Source organism: Microbacterium trichothecenolyticum, from assembly GCF_041938625.1.
GTDB classification, from domain to species: Bacteria; Actinomycetota; Actinomycetes; order Actinomycetales; family Microbacteriaceae; genus Microbacterium; species Microbacterium trichothecenolyticum_D.
Genome location: NZ_CP169427.1, coordinates 3,890,104 through 3,907,316, shown reverse-complemented (window position 1 = coordinate 3,907,316; position 17,213 = coordinate 3,890,104). Strand labels below are relative to the sequence as shown.

15 protein-coding genes are annotated in these 17,213 nt (G+C 70.0%); 1 reads left to right on the top strand and 14 read right to left on the bottom strand.

Annotation, left to right across the window (positions count from 1 at the left end; all coding sequences use genetic code 11):
* The first annotated feature begins 20 nt into the window (after window positions 1-20).
* Entirely contained in the window at window positions 21-758 is a 738-nt protein-coding gene (locus ACEYYH_RS18225; RefSeq protein WP_308866522.1) for a glucose 1-dehydrogenase, read from the top strand.
* Here ACEYYH_RS18225 and ACEYYH_RS18220 read toward each other — a convergent pair.
* The 14 genes from ACEYYH_RS18220 to ACEYYH_RS18155 form a co-directional block, all read right to left on the bottom strand.
* A complete protein-coding gene (locus tag ACEYYH_RS18220) occupies window positions 671-1,633 on the bottom strand; it encodes an LLM class F420-dependent oxidoreductase (protein WP_374975713.1) in 963 nt (320 codons plus the stop codon). The genes ACEYYH_RS18225 and ACEYYH_RS18220 overlap by 88 nt on opposite strands.
* Window positions 1,634-1,661: 28 nt before the next feature.
* Complete coding sequence (locus ACEYYH_RS18215; protein ID WP_374975712.1) at window positions 1,662-2,405, bottom strand: EthD domain-containing protein; 744 nt, start codon at window positions 2,403-2,405, stop codon at window positions 1,662-1,664.
* 26 nt (window positions 2,406-2,431) lie between these two features.
* Window positions 2,432-3,649 (bottom strand): hypothetical protein, encoded by a 1,218-nt coding sequence (locus ACEYYH_RS18210; protein WP_374975711.1) that lies wholly within the window; start codon window positions 3,647-3,649, stop codon window positions 2,432-2,434.
* Between the two features lie 16 nt (window positions 3,650-3,665).
* A complete protein-coding gene (locus tag ACEYYH_RS18205; protein ID WP_374975710.1) occupies window positions 3,666-5,405 on the bottom strand; it encodes an FAD-dependent oxidoreductase in 1,740 nt (579 codons plus the stop codon).
* Between the two features lie 23 nt (window positions 5,406-5,428).
* Window positions 5,429-7,234, bottom strand: a complete 1,806-nt coding sequence (locus tag ACEYYH_RS18200) for an FAD-dependent oxidoreductase (protein ID WP_374975709.1) — start codon at window positions 7,232-7,234, stop codon at window positions 5,429-5,431.
* Between the two features lie 97 nt (window positions 7,235-7,331).
* Window positions 7,332-8,177, bottom strand: a complete 846-nt coding sequence (locus ACEYYH_RS18195; RefSeq protein WP_374975708.1) for an SDR family NAD(P)-dependent oxidoreductase — start codon at window positions 8,175-8,177, stop codon at window positions 7,332-7,334.
* Window positions 8,178-8,254: 77 nt separating this feature from the next.
* Window positions 8,255-8,962 carry an EthD domain-containing protein gene (locus ACEYYH_RS18190; RefSeq protein WP_374975707.1) on the bottom strand — a complete coding sequence of 236 codons (708 nt, stop codon included), beginning with the start codon at window positions 8,960-8,962 and terminating at the stop codon, window positions 8,255-8,257.
* A 9-nt stretch (window positions 8,963-8,971) separates the two neighbouring features.
* Window positions 8,972-10,261 (bottom strand): hypothetical protein, encoded by a 1,290-nt coding sequence (locus tag ACEYYH_RS18185; RefSeq protein WP_308866657.1) that lies wholly within the window; start codon window positions 10,259-10,261, stop codon window positions 8,972-8,974.
* A 93-nt stretch (window positions 10,262-10,354) separates the two neighbouring features.
* A complete protein-coding gene (locus ACEYYH_RS18180) occupies window positions 10,355-11,182 on the bottom strand; it encodes an ABC transporter substrate-binding protein (RefSeq protein ID WP_374975706.1) in 828 nt (275 codons plus the stop codon).
* Window positions 11,179-12,180 (bottom strand): fumarylacetoacetate hydrolase family protein, encoded by a 1,002-nt coding sequence (locus ACEYYH_RS18175; protein ID WP_374975705.1) that lies wholly within the window; start codon window positions 12,178-12,180, stop codon window positions 11,179-11,181. The genes ACEYYH_RS18180 and ACEYYH_RS18175 overlap by 4 nt, the downstream gene beginning before the upstream one ends.
* Before the next feature lie 10 nt (window positions 12,181-12,190).
* On the bottom strand, window positions 12,191-13,132 hold the full coding sequence (locus ACEYYH_RS18170) for a VOC family protein (protein WP_374975704.1): 942 nt from the start codon (window positions 13,130-13,132) through the stop codon (window positions 12,191-12,193).
* A 9-nt stretch (window positions 13,133-13,141) separates the two neighbouring features.
* Window positions 13,142-14,650: a bifunctional 3-(3-hydroxy-phenyl)propionate/3-hydroxycinnamic acid hydroxylase gene (locus tag ACEYYH_RS18165; RefSeq protein WP_374975703.1), complete on the bottom strand. Its 1,509-nt coding sequence runs from the start codon at window positions 14,648-14,650 to the stop codon at window positions 13,142-13,144.
* A 125-nt stretch (window positions 14,651-14,775) separates the two neighbouring features.
* A complete protein-coding gene (locus ACEYYH_RS18160; RefSeq protein ID WP_374975702.1) occupies window positions 14,776-15,681 on the bottom strand; it encodes a LysR family transcriptional regulator in 906 nt (301 codons plus the stop codon).
* A gap of 54 nt (window positions 15,682-15,735) precedes the next feature.
* Window positions 15,736-17,112: an aldehyde dehydrogenase family protein gene (locus ACEYYH_RS18155; protein ID WP_374975701.1), complete on the bottom strand. Its 1,377-nt coding sequence runs from the start codon at window positions 17,110-17,112 to the stop codon at window positions 15,736-15,738.
* Window positions 17,113-17,213 lie beyond the last annotated feature (101 nt).

Genomic DNA, 17,213 nt, shown 5'->3' with positions numbered 1-17,213 from the left:
AGCCCGCGGAGCGGGCGATCGTGAGCGGACGGCTGGACGGCAAGGTGGCGCTCGTCACCGGCGGCTGTGGAGGCATGGGCGTGTCGCACGCGCGGGCGCTCGCGCGCGAGGGAGGTCGCGTCGTGATCGCCGATCTCGACGACGCCCACGGCCGGGACGTCGCCGAAACGCTCGGCGACGCGGTCTCCTTCATCGCCCTCGACGTCACGAGCACGCCGCAATGGGCGTCCGCGGTCGCACAGGTCGAGAGGACGTTCGGGCGCCTCGACGTGCTCGTGAACAACGCGGGGATCGTGGACTTCGCTCCCATCGACGAATACGAGGATGCCGCGTGGGATCGCATCATCGCGATCAACCTGACCGGCGCGTTCAAGGGCATCCGAGCGGTGACTGCGCTGATGGCGGCCGCCGGGGCGGGCTCCATCGTCAACATCTCCTCGACGGCGGGGCTGCGCGGCTTCGCGCGGGTCGCCGGCTACAACGCGTCGAAGTTCGGGCTGCGCGGGCTGACGAAGTCGGCCGCGATGGAGCTTGCTTCGCGGGGCATCCGCGTCAACTCGGTCCACCCGGGCAACATCGACACGCCCATGATCGACGGCTTCTTCGAAGACTTCGCACACGTGCCGATGCACCGCGCCGGCCGGCCGGAGGAGATCTCCGAGCTGATCGTCTATCTCGCCTCCGACGAGAGCTCGTTCGCGACCGGTGCCGAGTTCGTGGTCGACGGCGGCGAGACGGCCGGGCTGCCCGCGCAGTAGCGGGCGGCGCCGGGCCCGCGTCCGCCCTCGAGCAACTCCTGGCAGCGGCGGTCGACGGTGCGCTCCCACGTGTCGAGATCGTCGGCCGGAGCGGCCACGACGACGCGGTCCACGTGCCAGGAGCGCAGCCGATCGGCGGCCCTCCGGTCCGCCGGAGCGTCCACGGTGATCTCGAACTGCTCCCGGGGCCGCCCGATCGCGTCCGCCTCCTCGTACAGCGTTTGCAGGAGGCCGCCGATGTGCGCGAGGTCTTGACCGAGCAGGAACACGCCGTCGCCCCAGTGCGCCGCGCGGCGCATGGCGGCCCGCGACCCGCCCCCCAAGACGATCGGCACGCCGGCCGGATCCACCGGCTTCGGATTCACGTGCAGGTCCCGGAAGGAGTGGTAGCGCCCCGCGAACTCGGAAGCGCCGGGTGCCCACGCCGCGCGCAGCACCTGTAGCGCCTCGTCGGCCCGTCGCCCGCGCTCGGTGAACGGCACTCCGAGCGCCTCGTACTCCTCGGCCAGCCAGCCGATCCCGAAGCCGGCGATCACACGTCCGCGCGACAAGCGGTCGAGGGTCGCCAGGCGCTTGGCGAGGATCAGCGGATGGTGCAGCGGCAGGATCATCAGCCCCGTCGCAAGTCTCACCCGGTCGGTGAGGGCCGCGAGGTGCTGCAGCCACTGCAGCGGGTCGGGCAGGTCCGCATCGGTCGGGCCGCCCATCTTCCCGTCCGGGCTGAACGGGTAGACGGACCGGTACTGCGACGGCAGCGCGACGTGCTCGAACATCCACACCGACTCCGCCGGAGTGCGCTCAACCGCGGCGGCGAACTCGGTCAGCCACGCCGGGTCCGCGATGTGCGACGAGAGCGGGAGGACGCCGACCTTCATCCCGCCCCCTCCGCTGCGGTCCGTGCGGTCATGCGACGATGATCCGTTCGTGCGCGATGAGCGTCGTCGATCGCGGGGCGTCGATCAGGTCGCCGGCCAAGAGGCGTTGCGCTGCCTCGGGCTGCGCGGCGAGTGCATCCTCCATCGCGCGCAGGTGGCGCCACCACAGCTCCTGAACCCCGTCGTACTCGTCGTCGGAGACGGATGCCGCGCCCGCCGCGCCGAGATCGCCCGAGCCGTCGGCAGCACGGGCGACGTGGCCGATGGCGGTGCACCGCACATGCCGGGTCACCCCCAGGCGCCGACCGAGGTCCCGGTCGGCGGCGGAGGGCCAGCGGTCCGCGAAGTCGCTCCCGCTCATCTCGGGGCGCCGCCGTACGAAGACGAGGAGCTTGACCCCGCGTACGCGCGGATCGAAGCCGTGCTCGTCGACGAGGGTCTCCTCGGAGGAGATCAGATGCCGGGGGCGCGTCAGATCGAGGAAGTTGCGCTCGTCTGCCATGAGCTCCGCGAAGCGGGGCTCATGGGGCATGGCCAGCACCGACGAGGACGTGGGATGCCAGGTCTCGGCGCATCCGTCCCAGCTCGACGACGAGAACAGCTCGTCCAGCAGCGCGGGCGAGTCGTCCAGCCGTACGCTCTGCACGTAACGCGTGATGCGGCGGATGTGCGTGACGATCTCGGCGTGGTAGGTGATCCAGTGGTGCGAGAAGTCGGCTCGTGAGATATCCGCTCGGCGCGAGAACGGGTCGAAGAGCTTGATGCCGGCCATGTGCGCTCCCGCGGCCGAGCCGGCGGTCAGTCCTTCTTCCGCGACTGCGCCACGATCTGCCCGATGTGGATGAAGTGCTCGTCCACGCCGGCGAGGTCGCGCGCCTTGCGGAAGCTGCGCACCGCGCCGAGTTCGCCGGCGCGCACCCGCGAGACGAGATCGGGGTTGGCGATCTGGGACCGACCGGCACCGATGAGGTCGAACTCGCGCGCCTCGAGACCGAGCCGCACGCGGTCGAAGTCGTGCTCCGCCTGGGAGCGGGGCTCCTCGTTCTCGAGGATGTCGTGGGCGAAGTCGGTGGACAGTCCCACGCTGCCGATGGCCAGCACCGGCGCGTCGGTGAACGACTTGACCCACGCGGGCAGGGTCAGCTTCGCGTCGAGCTCAGGCCACGCGACGGCGTCGAAGCGTCGTGTGGAGACGTTGAAGAGGTCGACTCCTGCGCTGCGCAGGCGCGCGAGGAACGGGCCGAGCTCATCCGGGTGCTCGGCGATGCGCGCGGTGTAGTCGACCTCCTTCCACTGGGAGAACCGGAACGAGATGACGAAGTCGGGACCGGTCGCTTCGCGGATCGCGGCCACGATCTCGGCCGGGTAGGCGGCGCGCTCCGCGAGGGTGGCGCCCCCGTACTCGTCGGTGCGCTCGTTGGTCTCGTTCCACAGGAACTGGTCGAGGAAGTACCCGTGGCAGGCGTGGATCTCGACGCCGTGCGCGCCGAGGTCCTGCGCGATCCGGGCGCTGTGGACGTAGGCGTCGAGCGTCTCCCGCAGCTCCTGCGCCGACATCGCCCGCCCGTTGCGCCGGCCTTCCTGCACGAGCCCCGACGCGCTGAGGGTGGGCTGATCGGGGTACGGGTTGCTCATGCCCTCGACGACGAGGCGGATCGCCCCGGGGTGCCACAGCTGCATGAGGAACAGCACTCCCGGCGTGGCGAGCACCGTATCGGCCACCTCGCGCCACTCGGGCACCGTGTCGTCGCCGATGACGCTGAAGACCTGCTGCCAATACGCGGCAGGGTGGTCGGGCGACGAGCCCTCGGAGATGATCAGGCCGCAGCCGCCTTCGGCGACCGCCCGCAGCGTGGGGGCCATCCGCGGGGTGGGGCGGAAGTCGAGCGACGCGCGCTGCATCGCCGGCAGAGCGAACCGGTTGCGGGCGGTTCGGCCGTTGATCGTGATCGGGGTGAAGAGGGGGTCGGGCGATGCGACGCCGTCGAGGACGGGGCTGGCGGCGGGGTTCTCCATGCGTGCTCCTGAGGGTTCAGGCGAGGACGCGAGAGGAGTCGCGGCCGGTGCCGATCTGCTTGTCGGGTTCTGCGGCGATGCTCTGGGCGGCGATGTAGCCGAAGGTCAGGTACGGACCCCATGTGCACCCGGCCGACCAGTAGGCCTGGCCGGACGCGGATGCGACGCAGTTGCCCACTCCGTAGAGGCCGGGCACGGGCCGCCCGTCTCCGTCGAGCACCTGCAGCGTCGCGTTCACCTTGGGTCCGCCCTTGGTGTCGAGAACCCCGGGTGCCAGGATGATGCCGTAGTACGGGCCCTCGTCCGAGAGCGGGTGCAGCGTCGGATCGAGCTGCTCGCTGGCGCCGTCGGGATCGGCGTCGGCCGGGCGGAGCTGGTTGTCCAGTCCCATGAAGAACTGCTCGATCGCCGTCTGACCGCGATGGAAGTCGTCGTCCCGACCCTGGCGGGCGAAGACGTTGAACCGCTCGATCGAGGCCCGCAGCGTGGCGGCGAAGTCGTCGGCCAGTCTGGTGCCCACGGCGTCGTCGGGATGCAGCGCGAGCCGCTCGGCGAACCGCTCCGCCAGCTCCTCGAGGGTCTCCCCCTCGAGGAAGTACGGCGAGGTCTCGCCCACGCGGGGGATGAAGTTGCCGGCCGTGAGGTCGATGAAGCCGTCGTAGCCGTAACGGTCGCGGCAGCGCTTGTCCATCACAACGAACTGCAGGAAGTTCGGGTACTCGACGAGCGTCGGGTCCCACAGGAAGTGCGATCGCGTGCGGTCGTGATAGGTGACCTTCTCGTTGGCGATCCGGTGCCCGTACTTGTTGACCACGAGCATGCTGTCGCCCGCGCAGTTGAAGTTGGCGATGAGGGACGGATCGTGCGCGAGCGCCTGCTCCCACACGACCGGCGCCCAGAAGGCCTCGTCCATCTGGTGCAGCGGAAGTCCCAGGCTCTTGGCGATCGGCAGGAAGTCGCCGGTGTTCGTGACGGCGGCGCAGCCGCCCACGATGCGCCCGTTCATGTACTCGCGGGTGTAGGGCGTGTTGTGGGTGAAGCCGCCGCTGGCGAACACCACGGCCTTGCGGGCGCGGATCGACCTCGAATCCGTGCCGTCATGTCCGCGGACCCCGACGACCTCGCCCGCGTCGTTCAGGTAGACGCCGTCGACGCGGAATCCCAGACGCACCTCGACGCCGAGCCGGTCCAGTGTGCGCATCATCCGCTCGATCGCGTTGCGCCCGTTGGACATCTCTCCCGCGTCGTCCTGCGGCACGACGTAGCGCCCCCGCGGCATCCGATCTTCCGGGACGTCGCTGTAGCTGGGCCAGCCGGCGATGTGCATGACCCGCAGCGCGCCGAGCTCCTCCAGGCGCGCGAGCGCGTCGCCGGCGTGGTCGAAGTAGGCCTCGATCAGGTCGTACTCCCACTGCGGCAGGCCGAATGTCGGGTCGGTTGCCGAGTACAGCAGGGGTCGCCCGACCCGGGCGAGGAACGCGATGAAGTCCTCTTTGGTCTCCACGTCGCCGAGCGCCCGCTGATAGCTGTTGTTGGGCACCATCATGCCGCCGCCGGACTTGGCGCTGGTCCCACCGGGAGCGACGGACTTCTCCAGCATGATCACGGATGAGCCGAGGTCGGCGCAGTGGATGGCTGTCGTGTCGCCGGCCACGCCCGTGCCGATGACGACGACGTCGGCCTCGGCGTCCCACGCCTGGTCGTCCGCGGGTCGGAGGACGGCGGGCTCGGAAGACTGCGGTGTGCTCGCGGACATGTCGGTCTGCTCCTGGAGACGGTTCATCGGATCGCTTCGGCGGCGGTCGCGACGGCGTCCGCGGAGGACGACGCGGCGATGTGCTGTCCGGCCAGCCACGCGAACGTGATCATCGGTCCGAGTGTGCCGCCGGCTCCCCAGTACGCGTGCGCCGACGGCGAGGCCGCGCAGTTGCCGACCGCGTAGAGGCCGCGGATCGGCCGTTCGAGGTGATCGAGCACACGACCGTGGACGTCGGTCTTGGGTCCGCCCTTGGTGTCGAGCGTTCCCGGCACCAGCAGTGCGGCGTAGTAGGGACCCTCGTCCGCGAGCGGCGCGAAGGTGGCGCTCGCGAGCCCGGCACCGGGGATGCGCTCCGCGAGGCGGCCCTGCGGTGCCTCCTGCCCGTCGACCGTCCACGACTGCGACTGCAGCGACGAGTTCGCCTCCATGAAGCCGGCGCCCTCGCCGATCGACGCGGCCGCCTCCTGCAACGATTGCAGGTACTGCTCGATGGGCGCCTCGCCGCGGTGGAAGTCCTCGTCGCGGCCGTTGCGCCCGAACTCGTTGAACCGCTGGATCGTCTCGGCCAGGCGGTCCTCGAAGTCAGCGGCGGGGGCGACGCCGCCGATGTGGTCGGCGTACGTCGCGAAGCGCTCCCGGATGCCCTGTGCGAGCTCCTCCAGCGTCGCGCCAGAGATCACGTGCGCATGCTCGGCGTCGCTTGCGCCCGACGCCGGCATCATGCCGCCGTCGAGCATCAGGCCGCCGAACTCGTCGGCGTTGGCCTGGTCCCACACCGCGATCAGAGGCAGGTTCGGGTACTCGGCCCGCGTGCCGTCCCATTCGGCGAGCACGGCGCACGATTCCGAGTAGACCTGCTTCTCGTTCGCCACGCGTCTCCCGGCGCGGTTGACGAGGAGGATGCTGCGCCCGACGATCTCGAACGTGGCCACCATGATCGGGTAGTCGGTGACCGCGTGCTCGAGCAGCACCATCGAGTTCCACGCGTTGTTCATGTTGCGAAGCGGCGCGCCGAGACTCTCGGCGATCGGGATGAAGTCGCCCTCGTTCGTGGTCACCGCGCACCCGCTGAAGACCGGGTGCGGCAGGAAGTTGTCGCGCAGTTCGGCGTTGTGGGTGAATCCGCCGGAGGCGAAGACGACGCCCTGGCGCGCGCGCAGGGCGACCTCTCCTGCTGGCGTGGTCGCGATCACGCCGACCACCGCGTCGTCGTCCACGACGGCGCTCACCACCCGGTGCGCGACCCGTATCTCACCGCCGCGCTCGGTGAATGCGGCGCTCAGCTGACGGATGAGCTCGATGCCCTGGCCGGCGGCCCCGTCGGGCTGGATCGGCACCAGCACGCGGCCCGTCGTCAGGTGTCCGTCGACGAGCTGCGGGTAGTAGTCCGGGAAGGCGGGCATCCACATCGTGTGCATCGCCCCCATGTCTTCGAGCGCGTCGAAGGCCTTGCCGGCGTGGTGGGTGAAGGTGTGGAGCAGGTCGTACTCCCACTGCTCCAGGCCCAGTGTCGGGCTGGACGGTGCGAAGCGGTGCGGCCGCGACGTGCGGGCCTGGAACACCAGGCATCGATCGAGCGGGTCCTCGATGCCCGCCGCGCGCATGTGCCGGTTCGCCGGCACCCACATGCCCGCGCCCGACTTCGCCGACGTGCCGCCGATCGCGTCCGCCTTCTCGAGGAGCAGGACGCGCGATCCCGCGTCCGCGGCGACGAGTCCGGCCGTGAATCCGGAGGCCCCGCCGCCGACGACGATGACATCGGCCTCGCTCATCCAGGACTCGACCGCCGACGCGGCCACCACGGGCGGGTGGGTGGGTATGGACATGGACGACTCCTCTTCGAGTTGTTCATCGACGTGACCTGCGGCGAGGCCGCATAAGAAACGATACGTATCGATTATATTTGTGGGCCGGCCCCGTGCGTCAACCCTCGGACTGCGAGAGGAACGCCTGGACGGCGTCGGACACATCCGTCGTCGCCGCCCCTGCGTAGACCGAGGTGGCGCCGCCGTCGACGGGCAGGACGATCCCCGTGACGAACGTCGAGGCGTCGCTCCCGAGCCAGAGCGCCGCCTCCGCGATGTCGCTGGGGAGGCCCAGCCGCCCGATGGGCTGCAGTCGCCCGTGGCGGGCGTTGAGGAACTCCGCGAACTCCTCGGCGCGCTCGAGGGGCACCCCGAAGCTGCGCGCCATGATCGGCGTGCGGATGATGCCGGGGGCGATCGCGTTGACCCGGATGCCCAGCGGTCCGAGTTCGGCGGCCGACTGGCGCGTCGCGCCGATCACGGCGTGCTTGCCGATGGTGTAGCCGGCAGTGCTCCACCCGCCCTGGAGCCCGGCCGAGCTCGCTGTGTTGATGATCGCGCCCGCCGACTCCTGCTTCTGGAACTGCTGTGCCGCGAATCGCGTCCCCAGCAGGGCCGAGCGCGCGAGCAGGGCGAGCGTGCGATCGAATCCTTCGGCGGTGAGCTCGAGCACGGGCGCGGGGTCGCCGGGGGCGCCTGCATTGTTGAACATGATGTCCAGCCGCCCATACTCCGCCGCCGCGGCGTCGACCGCTGCGGCGATGGCGGCTTCGCTCGTGACATCGACATGCCGATACCGGAGTCGGTCCCCGTGCACGCCCTCGAGCTCCGCGCCGCGCTCATCATCGATGTCGGCGGCGATGACACGAGCCCCCTCCGCCACGAAGAGGTCGGCGGTGGCACGACCGATCCCGCTCGCCGCGCCGGTGATGACTGCGACCTTTCCCTCCAGCCTTCCGGCCATGATCTTCCCTTCCGGTCGCCGCGTCTGTACCGACGTGCCGCGGGCGACCGCGCGACACCGGGGCTTCGCACGGGACGTCAGATCCGGGAGATCTCCCGAGTGAGGATGCCGGCCGAGAACTCCGGCTCGGTGAACGTGAGCTCGTCGGCGGCGACCTTGTCGCGGTAGTGCTCGGTCGCGAACTCCTCGTCGAGCGCGTCGAGCGACGCGAAGGTGAGAGCGCCGACGCCGTCGTAGCGGCTGTGCTGGAGGCGGGTGCTCACGCCCAGGGGTGCGGGAGTGTCCTCGAGGCGGAGCAGACGCTCACGGGTGCCCGGCCCCTCGAGGGCGAGCTGCGCGTGCTGTCCTGTCCAGTGGGAGCTGAACTCGACGAATCGCATGCGGCGTCGCGACACCGGCAGCGTGAAGACCTTGACGGCGTCGGGCGGGACGGGGGCGTCGCTCTCCCACAGGACCTGCGGGGCTCCTCCGATTCCCGTCGGTCGTGCCGCCAGGATCGCCAGCCGCCGGGGCAGCCAGTCGTCGCTGAAGGCGCGGGAGACGACCCAGTCGGCGGCGTCGTTCTTGCGTGCCCACCACGTCTCGAGCGCGGCGTCGAACGGCGCCGCACCGATGTGCGAGATGGGGACGCGACCGGCCACCGGCCCGTTGAAGGCCGCAGCGAGGAGGCCGGGGGCGTCGATGGGATTCTCGAGGTCGAGTCTCGTCCAGGCGTCGATGAACGAGCCGGTGTCGTGCGTGCCGCTCGAGCGGAGGAGCAGGACCAGCTTGAATGCGGGGGTCATCGCGTGTCCTCAATGGGTCGGGCGCGCGGGAAGCATCCGCGCGGCGGTGTCGGCGATCTTCATCAGCAGGGCGTTGCCGGATGCCCAGATGAGCGCGTTCTGGGGCAGGGTCGCGCGCGCCGCGTGCGGATCCTCCCTTCCCATCTCCCGGTTCTTGTGGCAGGCGACGGGCACGTTCGTCATGAGACGCCGTAGGCAGGAGTTGCCGTGGTCGCACCAGACGATCTCGGACAGGCGATCGCCGAGCACCTTGTTCGCGTAATCCGGATCGGCGAGCAGTTGCCGCGCCAGCATGGTGGCGTCGGCATGACCGGCCGCGATCGCGTCGGCGGCCTGCTGGGGATCGGGCGTGCTGGAGAGGAAGAGCGGGATGTCGCCCAGGGCGGCGCGGAAGATCTGCGGCTCGTGGTGATCGAGCATCGTTCCCGATCTCGAAGGGACGTTCGCCGCCATCGACTCGTAGTTGGCCTCGCTCAGCGAGACGAAGTCGAGCCCGGCCGGCACGATGTGCGCGACGACCTCGGCGAAGCCTTCGGGTCCCTGACCGCCCGGCATGTGGTCGTTGACGCTCACGCGGATGCCGATCGGATAGTGCGGACCCACGGCGACGCGCGTGGCGGCCACGGCGTCCCTCAGCGCGCGCGCCCGGTTCTCAGCGCTGCCGCCGTACCCGTCGGTGCGCTGATTCGCCAGTGGTGAGAGGAACGACGAGTAGAAATAGCACATGTGAGCGCCGATCTCGATGCCGTCGAATCCGGCCGCCCTCGCCCGCAGCGAGGCGGCGACGGTGTCGGCCTGGATCTGCGCGATGTCGGCCGCCGTGGCCTCGTCCGGCACGGGCGTGGTCCTGCCGCCGGGGACGTAGACGTGGTCGGGGAGCCCCTGCGCCCCGAGCACGACGGGCTTCGGGCTCGCGGCGATGAGTCGTGCGCCGCCCCGGGGAACCCCCATGCGGCCGAAGCTCGGGAAGATCTGCGCGAAGACCTTCGCGCCGGCCCCGTGCACCGCATCGACCAGGCGGGCGAGGTCGGGAATGTACTCGTCGCCGTCGAACCGGAGGTTCGGCGTGAACGGCGATTCGTTCCAGCCTCGTGCGCTCGCGACCGCGCCGCCCACGATCACCAGTCCCACCCCGCCCCGCGCCCGGCGCTCGAGGAAGGCGATCGACTGGTCGCTCGCGCGCCCGTCGGCGGTCGGCCGCAGCACAGCCATGGGGCCGAGGACGATGCGGTTCTTGATCGTGACCGAGTTGACCCTGAGGGGGGCTCCGAGGGTGTCGGCGATGCCGGCGGTCGTCATCACGGCTGTCCCTTCGTCGGGCGCGAGATGGTCTAAGCGTACGCTACGACCCGTATCGAATCGAGGTTCGCGTGCCGGGGCGGACACGCGGGATCACCTCACCAGGCAGCCGGGGGCGCAGAGGTCGGCCAGATCGACCCCGGCAGGGAGCAGGTCGAGGTCCGACCGCACGCTCGTGAGCACCTCGAGGCCGGAAGCGGGCACGCGTAACGAGCGCGGGCGGGTCGCCCACGCCGAGCCGGCAGCCTTGCCGAACCCGGCGGCGACCAGCAACTCGATGCCCTCGGCGACCTCGAGCCGGTTCGCGATCCTCGTGGCGACCTGCAGCAGCTCGAGGTACGCCGCCAGTTCCCCCGACCCGATCGCGTCGGCGCGTGCCACGAGCCCCTGCCCGGGGTACCCCGGGATCATTTCGGGCACGCTGCCGAGCAGCATCGCCCCGCTGTCGACCGCCATCGCGTCGAACGGCGGTCCGAGCAGAGTGGCATCGGCGCGACCTTCGAGCAGGGCCTCCAGACGCTCCTTCACTCCGCCGACCTCGAGGAATCGCACGTCGTGAACGCCCGCCTGCTCGAGCAGCCAGCGGGCCGCCAGCGCGAATCCGTTGGCGGCGGCATCCACCGCGAAGCGCCGGCCCGTCAGCTCCGCCAGCGTCGTCGCATCGCCGATCCCGAAGACGCTGAGCGGGGTGGTGCTCTCGATCTGCGCCACGAGCTGCACGTCGGCTCCCGCCGGAACCCAGGCGAACAGATTGTCGATGGCGGTCACTGCGAGGTCGATCTCGCCTGCGAGCAACTCGGCGAGCTGTTGCGGGCTGCCGCTCGTGCGCCGCGTGCTCAGCGCCACGTGGTCGAGCAGACCGTACGCCTCGGCGACGATGAGGGGGACCGGGGGAACGAACTGGCTCTGCCTGAGCGTCATCGACTCGCCTGCCAGGGCGGCAGCCGGCCGCTGGGGCCGCGCACCGCGTTGCGCTGCGTGCCCAGGCCCGCGATCTCGGCCTCCATCACGTCGCCGTCGGCGAGGAAGCGTCCCCAGTGGGAGCCGTTGCCCGCGGGCGAGCCGGTGATGAGAAGGTCACCCGGCTGCAGCACCGCCATCGAAGACGCGTAGCTGAGCAGCGCAGGGATGTCGAACGCAAGGTCTGCACTCGAGGCGTCCTGCATGACCTGCCCGTTGAGCCGGAGTCGCATCGTGAGCGCGCCGGGGTCGGGCACGAAGCGGGCCGGCACCAGCCAGGGCCCGGTCGGGAAGAAGCCCGGCTGGTTCTTCGCGCGGAACCAGTCCGTGCCGATCTTGGCCATGTCATCGCGAGGCACCAGCGAGCGCACGGTGAGGTCGTTCACGATCGTGTACCCGGCGACGTGCCGCAGCGCGTCATCGGCGGCCACGCGGTGCGCAGCGCGACCGATGTAGACGCCGAGCTCGAGCTCCCAGTCCACGTCGCGTCCGACGTCGGGAAGCACCACGTCGTCGCGGGCGCCCGATACCGCCGACGGCAGACCGGTCCAGATGTACGGGTCGCCGCGGCGCACGCGCTCGTCGATCTCAGCGGCGGCGTCGGCGCGCAGCGTCTCCGGCGAAGCGCCGTCGGAGCCGAGGCCATGAGCGACGCTCATCTGGATGATGTGCTCGCGATAGTTCGCGCCCGCGGCGAGCACCGGACCGACCGGCTGCACGGGCGGCAGCATCCGTCCTGCGCGATCGGCGAGGAGCGCCTCGGCGTCGCCGACGGGGTCGGCGCCGCGCTCGAGGTGCGCGGTCAGCACGTCGAGATTGCGGTCCCAGTCGGGGAACAGGTCGGCGGTGCGCGCGACGGCGGGGAGAGCGGCACGAATGTCGAACACGCGCTCGTCGTGGACGACGCTGGGGATGACCTCCCCGTCGAGCTGGAGCGAGGCGATCGCGAAGGAGGTCATCGCTCGCGGCTCACAGCGGCGGGGCGACGAAGAGGTGACGGTCATCGGAGTCGTTGAACATCTCCTTGGTGATGAACTCGTCCATGTCGCCACCGGTTCCCCACTGGTCGGACGTCTCGGGCTGCTGCACGTCGTAGATGTGCGGGTGCCACGAGTCCTCGTCCAGCTCTTCGAGCTCGGTCGTCAGCTCCATCGTGTTGCCGTTGGGGTCGATGAAGTACGTGAACGTGTTGTCGCCGGCGCGGTGACGGCCGGGTCCCCAGATCTTCCGGTAGCCGGCACGGATCATGCGGCCGCTCCCGTACATGTACTCGTCGATGCCGCGCATCTCGAACGAGGCATGCTGCAGCGACGCGTGCGGACCGCGGGCGATGGCCATCGAGTGGTGCTGGGAGCTGCAGCGCATGAAGTAGAAGAGGTCGCCGACGTGCGGGTGGTTGAGCGTGTCGGAGAGGCGGAATCCGAGGTGCCTCTCGTACCAGGCGCGCATCTCTTCGGGTCGATTCGAGTTCAGCACGACGTGGGACAGGCGCACCGGGATCGCCTCGCGCTTCTCGATCTTGCGGTGCCGGCGAACCTCGACATCGGTGGACACCTCGACCGTGCGGCCCTCCAGATCGAAGAAGCGGAACCCGTACCCGCCGCCGAGGGTCTGCAGATCGGTCGGCTCGAAGACCAGCTTCACGCCGGCCGTGGCCAGGGTCTCGGCGAGGCCGTCCACCGCTTCACGGTCGGCGGCGCCGAAGGCGATCAGGTCGAGGCGCTTGTCGGTGGCGCGGCGCACGCGGGTGATGTACTGCTCGGGCGAGCCTTCCGCAGCGAAGTAGACGACGTCGCCGTCGTCGTGCTGCACAGTCAGTCCCCAGTGGTTCTTGTAGAACTCGATCTGCTTCTCGAAGTCGGGGACGGCGATGTCGAAGTGGCGGATGTGGGTGATGGGGCTGAACGACATGATGTGCTCCTAACGCGATTCAGCGGTGAGATCTGCGGCGCCGGCGAGCGAGGGGATCATCAGCAGGAGCCGCTCGAGCTCCGGTGCGGTCCCGGCGGTGCCGAGGGTGTAGTGATCGGGGCGCAGGACGGCGGCGCGGGCGCCTAGCGTCGCGAGCAGGTCCGACACCTTGGCCGGATCCAGCAGGGTCACGGTCTCGGCGTCGTCCTCCAGGGCTGCGCGCAGTGCCGGCGAGAGATCGTCGAAGAGCGCGCGCTCCGTGGCGACGAGGAAGTGCGATCCGACCATGTCGTCCAGCCGGATGCCGTCTGCGAGGATCGGCTGGGGTCCGAGCTTTCCGCCCCCGCCGTGCTCGCCGGCGTGAAGGCCTGGCCCGAGCGCCGGCGGCTCGGGAACCGCCGACGAGCCCGGGTGGGCACGGATGTACTCGTCGCGACCGCGAGCGACCTCGGGATCGGTCGTCTGGATGATGACGGCCTGGTTCGCAGCGGTCTCGACCCAGAAGGTGGCGTGCGGCTTGCGTTCGCTCTCGTAGGTGTCGAGCAGGCTCTCGTCCGCTGCGCCGCGCGCGACCAGATCGAGCTTCCAGACCAGATTGGCTGCATCGCGGATGCCGGCGCACAGGCCCTGACCGAAGAGGGGAGGCGCCTGGTGGGCGGCGTCGCCTGCGAGGAAGATGTTGCCGCGCCGCCACTCGCGTGCGATGCGCCCGCGGAACGTGTAGATGGCCTGCCGGTCGGGAGTGAACTTGTCGGCCGGCAGGGCGCCCCGGCTGATGCGCTCGACCGCGGCGGGCGTGACGATCTCGGCGGGGTCGTCGTCGGGCATCAGCATGAACTCCATGCGGACGCGGTCGCCGGGCAGCCGCAGCCACAGGGCGGGGCGCGTGTAACGGCCGAACTGGATCATGTCGGCCTCGTAGCCGGGTGCGCCCACCAGCTGGCCGTCGACAACCAGCCACTGGGCGTCCTCGCCGTACTTGTCGCTCTCGATGCCCAACCGATGGCGGATCCCCGACCGGGCGCCGTCCGCGACGATCGCCCAGCGGGCGCGCGTCATGCGCAGCGCGCCGCCTGCATCCGTCGAGGTGACCACGACGCCGTCGTCGGTGTCGGCGACGTCGGTCACCATCTCGCCGCAGCGCAGCGCGACACCGGGCGTGTCGGCGACGACTTCGCGGAGGAGCTGCTCGACGTCGGGCTGGTGGAAGCTGATGTGGTCGTTCCAGCCCTGCTCGCCGATCCGGTCGGTCGGAGCGTGGACGAGCACCTCTTCTGCCTCGTTCAGGATCGCGACGTCGCGCATGGGGATCGTGACCTGCTGGAATCGGGCGGCGACGCCGAGGCTCTGCAGCGTGCGCATCGTCTCGCCGTCGAAGTGGACGGCGCGGGCGGTGGGCCACAGGTCGACGTCCTTCTCGAACGCGACGGCGCTGAGCCCCGCTCGGCCGCACAGCGCAAGCGCCGTCGTTCCGACCGGCCCACCTCCGACCACCACCACATCGACATCGAAAGTCACGGAAAACACTCCTTCGTGTTCAGTACGGATCGTATCGGTTCTTGGATACGTGTGCCTGCAGACCCACTATGCAACGACATCCGTGATCGCGTAACGACCAACGGCTCATAACCGTCATCCGAAAATCAGATGACGGATTCCGCCACCCGGCGAAGAAGGCGGCGGAACCACACGTGCTCGACATCGTGCTCGCGGTCGGGAAGCCACCAGAACGCGTCGTGCACGGGGGCCAGATCGAGCGGCGGGCTGAACGCGCGCAAGCGCGGGTGCATCGTGATCGCCATGGCGGCGAGGCCTTCGGGTACTGCTGCCACCCGGTCCGTCCCGAGGATGAGCGAGGGGATCACGAAGAAGTGCGGCGTCACCGCTGCCACCGCGATCTCGATGCCGCGGAACTGCAGTTGCCGCCGCGCGGGGTTCATGTCCTCTCTCGCCGCGAGATTCTGCACCCAGGGTCGAGTGAGCAGCTCATCGGCCGTCGGTTCCTCCGAGACGCCCGCCGCGGCATCCACGAGACAGACCCATCGCTCGAGCGGTAGATCGACATGGGGCTGATCGACGAGATAGCCGTGGGGGAGGATGACCGCGTCGATCGTGCGCATCGAGTCGGGGAAGCCGTTCACGAGCCGAGCGTCGACGGGCGGGAACTCGAAGCGGACGTTCGGAGCCTCGCGGGCGGTGATGGCGCTGAGCGCGGGGGCGATCCGCGCGACAGCGTAGTCCACGCCGGCGATGGTGAACGTGCGGGTGCTGGTCACGGGATCGAAGCGGCCCTGCAGCTGGAACAGCTGATCGGCTTCTGCGAGCACCTGGGGGAGGGCGGCGAGCAGGCGCTCGGCCAGCGGGGTCAGGGTGTGGCGATTGCCCCGGCGGATGAGGAGCACGTCGCCGTAGTGCGCGCGCAGGCGGGACAGGTGGTGCGACATCACCGGCTGCGAGACGTGCATTCGGGCGGCGGCGCGGGTGACGCTGCGCTCCTCCAGAAGCGCGCGCAGCGGCTTCAGCAGGTTGTAATCCGCCGGCGCGGCCACATGCACCCACCTCTCGCGAGCGCGGGGCGACGTCGACCCCGACGACTTCTCAGGCTAAGCCTTCCAGACGGTCTTCAGGTTGCAGAACTCACGCTGTCCCACAGCGGCCAGCTCGCGTCCGTATCCGGAGCGCTTGATCCCGCCGAACGGCAGCTCCTGGTACGACACCGTCATGCCGTTGATGAAGACGGCCCCCGCGTCGAGTTCGGCGACGAAGCGCTCCTCCTCGTCGGGGTCGGTCGTCCACACGGCGCTCGACAGGCCGAAACCGGTCTGATTCGCGATGCGCAGCGCATCGTCGTCATCCGCGGCGCGGTACAGGGAAGCGACGGGGCCGAACGCCTCCTCTTGGATCAGGCGGGCGTCGTCGGGAAGGTCTGCGACGACCGTGGGGGAGTAGAACCACCCGGGAAGATCGGGCGCAGACCCGCCGGTGAGGATCGTGGCACCCTTCTGGCGCGCGTCTTCGACGAGCTCGGCCAGCTCGGCGCGGCCTGCCTCGGTCGCCAGCGGGCCGATCTCGCTCGCGCGGTCCAGCGGGTCGCCGACGACCAGCTCCGACATCAGCCGGGTGAACTCCCGTGCGAAGTCGTCGTAGACGTCGGTGTGAACGATGAAGCGTTTGCCGGCGATGCAGGACTGGCCGTTGTTGCTCACCCGCGCCCGGACCGCCGTCTGCGCCGCTGCGGCGACGTCGGCCGAGCGCAGCACGATGAACGGGTCCGATCCGCCGAGTTCGAGCACCGCCTTCTTGATATGCCGACCGGCGATCGAGGCGACGGAGCGGCCGGCCGGCTCCGATCCGGTGAGAGTGACGGCTGCGACACGGGGATCGGCCAGCACGTCGGCGACGTCGCCCCCGCCGATCAGCAGCGTCCGGAAGGAGCCTGCGGGGAAGCCGGCGTTCTCGAACAGCGAGTCCAACGCCATCGCGCACTGCGGCACGTTGGAGGCGTGCTTGAGCAGCCCCGCGTTCCCAGCCATCAGGGCGGGTGCGGCGAAGCGGATGACCTGCCACAGGGGATAGTTCCACGGCATCACGGCCAGGATCACGCCCAGCGGTTCATACCGCGTCCAGGCTCGTGCGGCGTTGACGGCGGTGGGATCGTCGAGGGGAGCATCCGCGAGGAACCTCTCCGCGTTCGCCGCGTAGAAGCGCATCGCCCTCGCCGACTTCGCGACCTCGGCGAGGGACTGGGCGATCGGCTTGCCCATCTCGACGGTGATGAGCTCGCCGAGCCCTTCCGCGTGCTCGTCGAGGAAGCCCGACGCCCGACGCATCCATTCCGCTCGCTGCGCGAACGTGGTGCGCCGCAGGATGGCGGCGGCGGCGCTCGCCTCCGCGATCCGGGCGCTCACCTCTGCCGGGGTGTGGGGGTCCATGATGACTTCGGTCTTCCCGCTCGTCGGATTGACGGTGGCGATCGCCATGGGACACTCCTCGCTATCTGGGGTGACATCACTGTACACCTATTAGATACGAAACGTACCGTGTATGATTTGTGCAGCAGGCCGCAATGGACCACGAGGGA

What these genes read in the sequence shown, in the direction of transcription:
- ACEYYH_RS18220 (WP_374975713.1), bottom strand. Translation starts at nt 1,633, where the DNA reads ATGAAGGTCGGCGTCCTCCCGCTCTCGTCGCACATCGCGGACCCGGCG.
- ACEYYH_RS18215 (WP_374975712.1), bottom strand. Translation starts at nt 2,405, where the DNA reads ATGGCCGGCATCAAGCTCTTCGACCCGTTCTCGCGCCGAGCGGATATC.
- ACEYYH_RS18210 (WP_374975711.1), bottom strand. Translation starts at nt 3,649, where the DNA reads ATGGAGAACCCCGCCGCCAGCCCCGTCCTCGACGGCGTCGCATCGCCC.
- ACEYYH_RS18205 (WP_374975710.1), bottom strand. Translation starts at nt 5,405, where the DNA reads ATGTCCGCGAGCACACCGCAGTCTTCCGAGCCCGCCGTCCTCCGACCC.
- ACEYYH_RS18200 (WP_374975709.1), bottom strand. Translation starts at nt 7,234, where the DNA reads ATGTCCATACCCACCCACCCGCCCGTGGTGGCCGCGTCGGCGGTCGAG.
- ACEYYH_RS18195 (WP_374975708.1), bottom strand. Translation starts at nt 8,177, where the DNA reads ATGGCCGGAAGGCTGGAGGGAAAGGTCGCAGTCATCACCGGCGCGGCG.
- ACEYYH_RS18190 (WP_374975707.1), bottom strand. Translation starts at nt 8,962, where the DNA reads ATGACCCCCGCATTCAAGCTGGTCCTGCTCCTCCGCTCGAGCGGCACG.
- ACEYYH_RS18185 (WP_308866657.1), bottom strand. Translation starts at nt 10,261, where the DNA reads ATGACGACCGCCGGCATCGCCGACACCCTCGGAGCCCCCCTCAGGGTC.
- ACEYYH_RS18180 (WP_374975706.1), bottom strand. Translation starts at nt 11,182, where the DNA reads ATGACGCTCAGGCAGAGCCAGTTCGTTCCCCCGGTCCCCCTCATCGTC.
- ACEYYH_RS18175 (WP_374975705.1), bottom strand. Translation starts at nt 12,180, where the DNA reads ATGACCTCCTTCGCGATCGCCTCGCTCCAGCTCGACGGGGAGGTCATC.
- ACEYYH_RS18170 (WP_374975704.1), bottom strand. Translation starts at nt 13,132, where the DNA reads ATGTCGTTCAGCCCCATCACCCACATCCGCCACTTCGACATCGCCGTC.
- ACEYYH_RS18155 (WP_374975701.1), bottom strand. Translation starts at nt 17,112, where the DNA reads ATGGCGATCGCCACCGTCAATCCGACGAGCGGGAAGACCGAAGTCATC.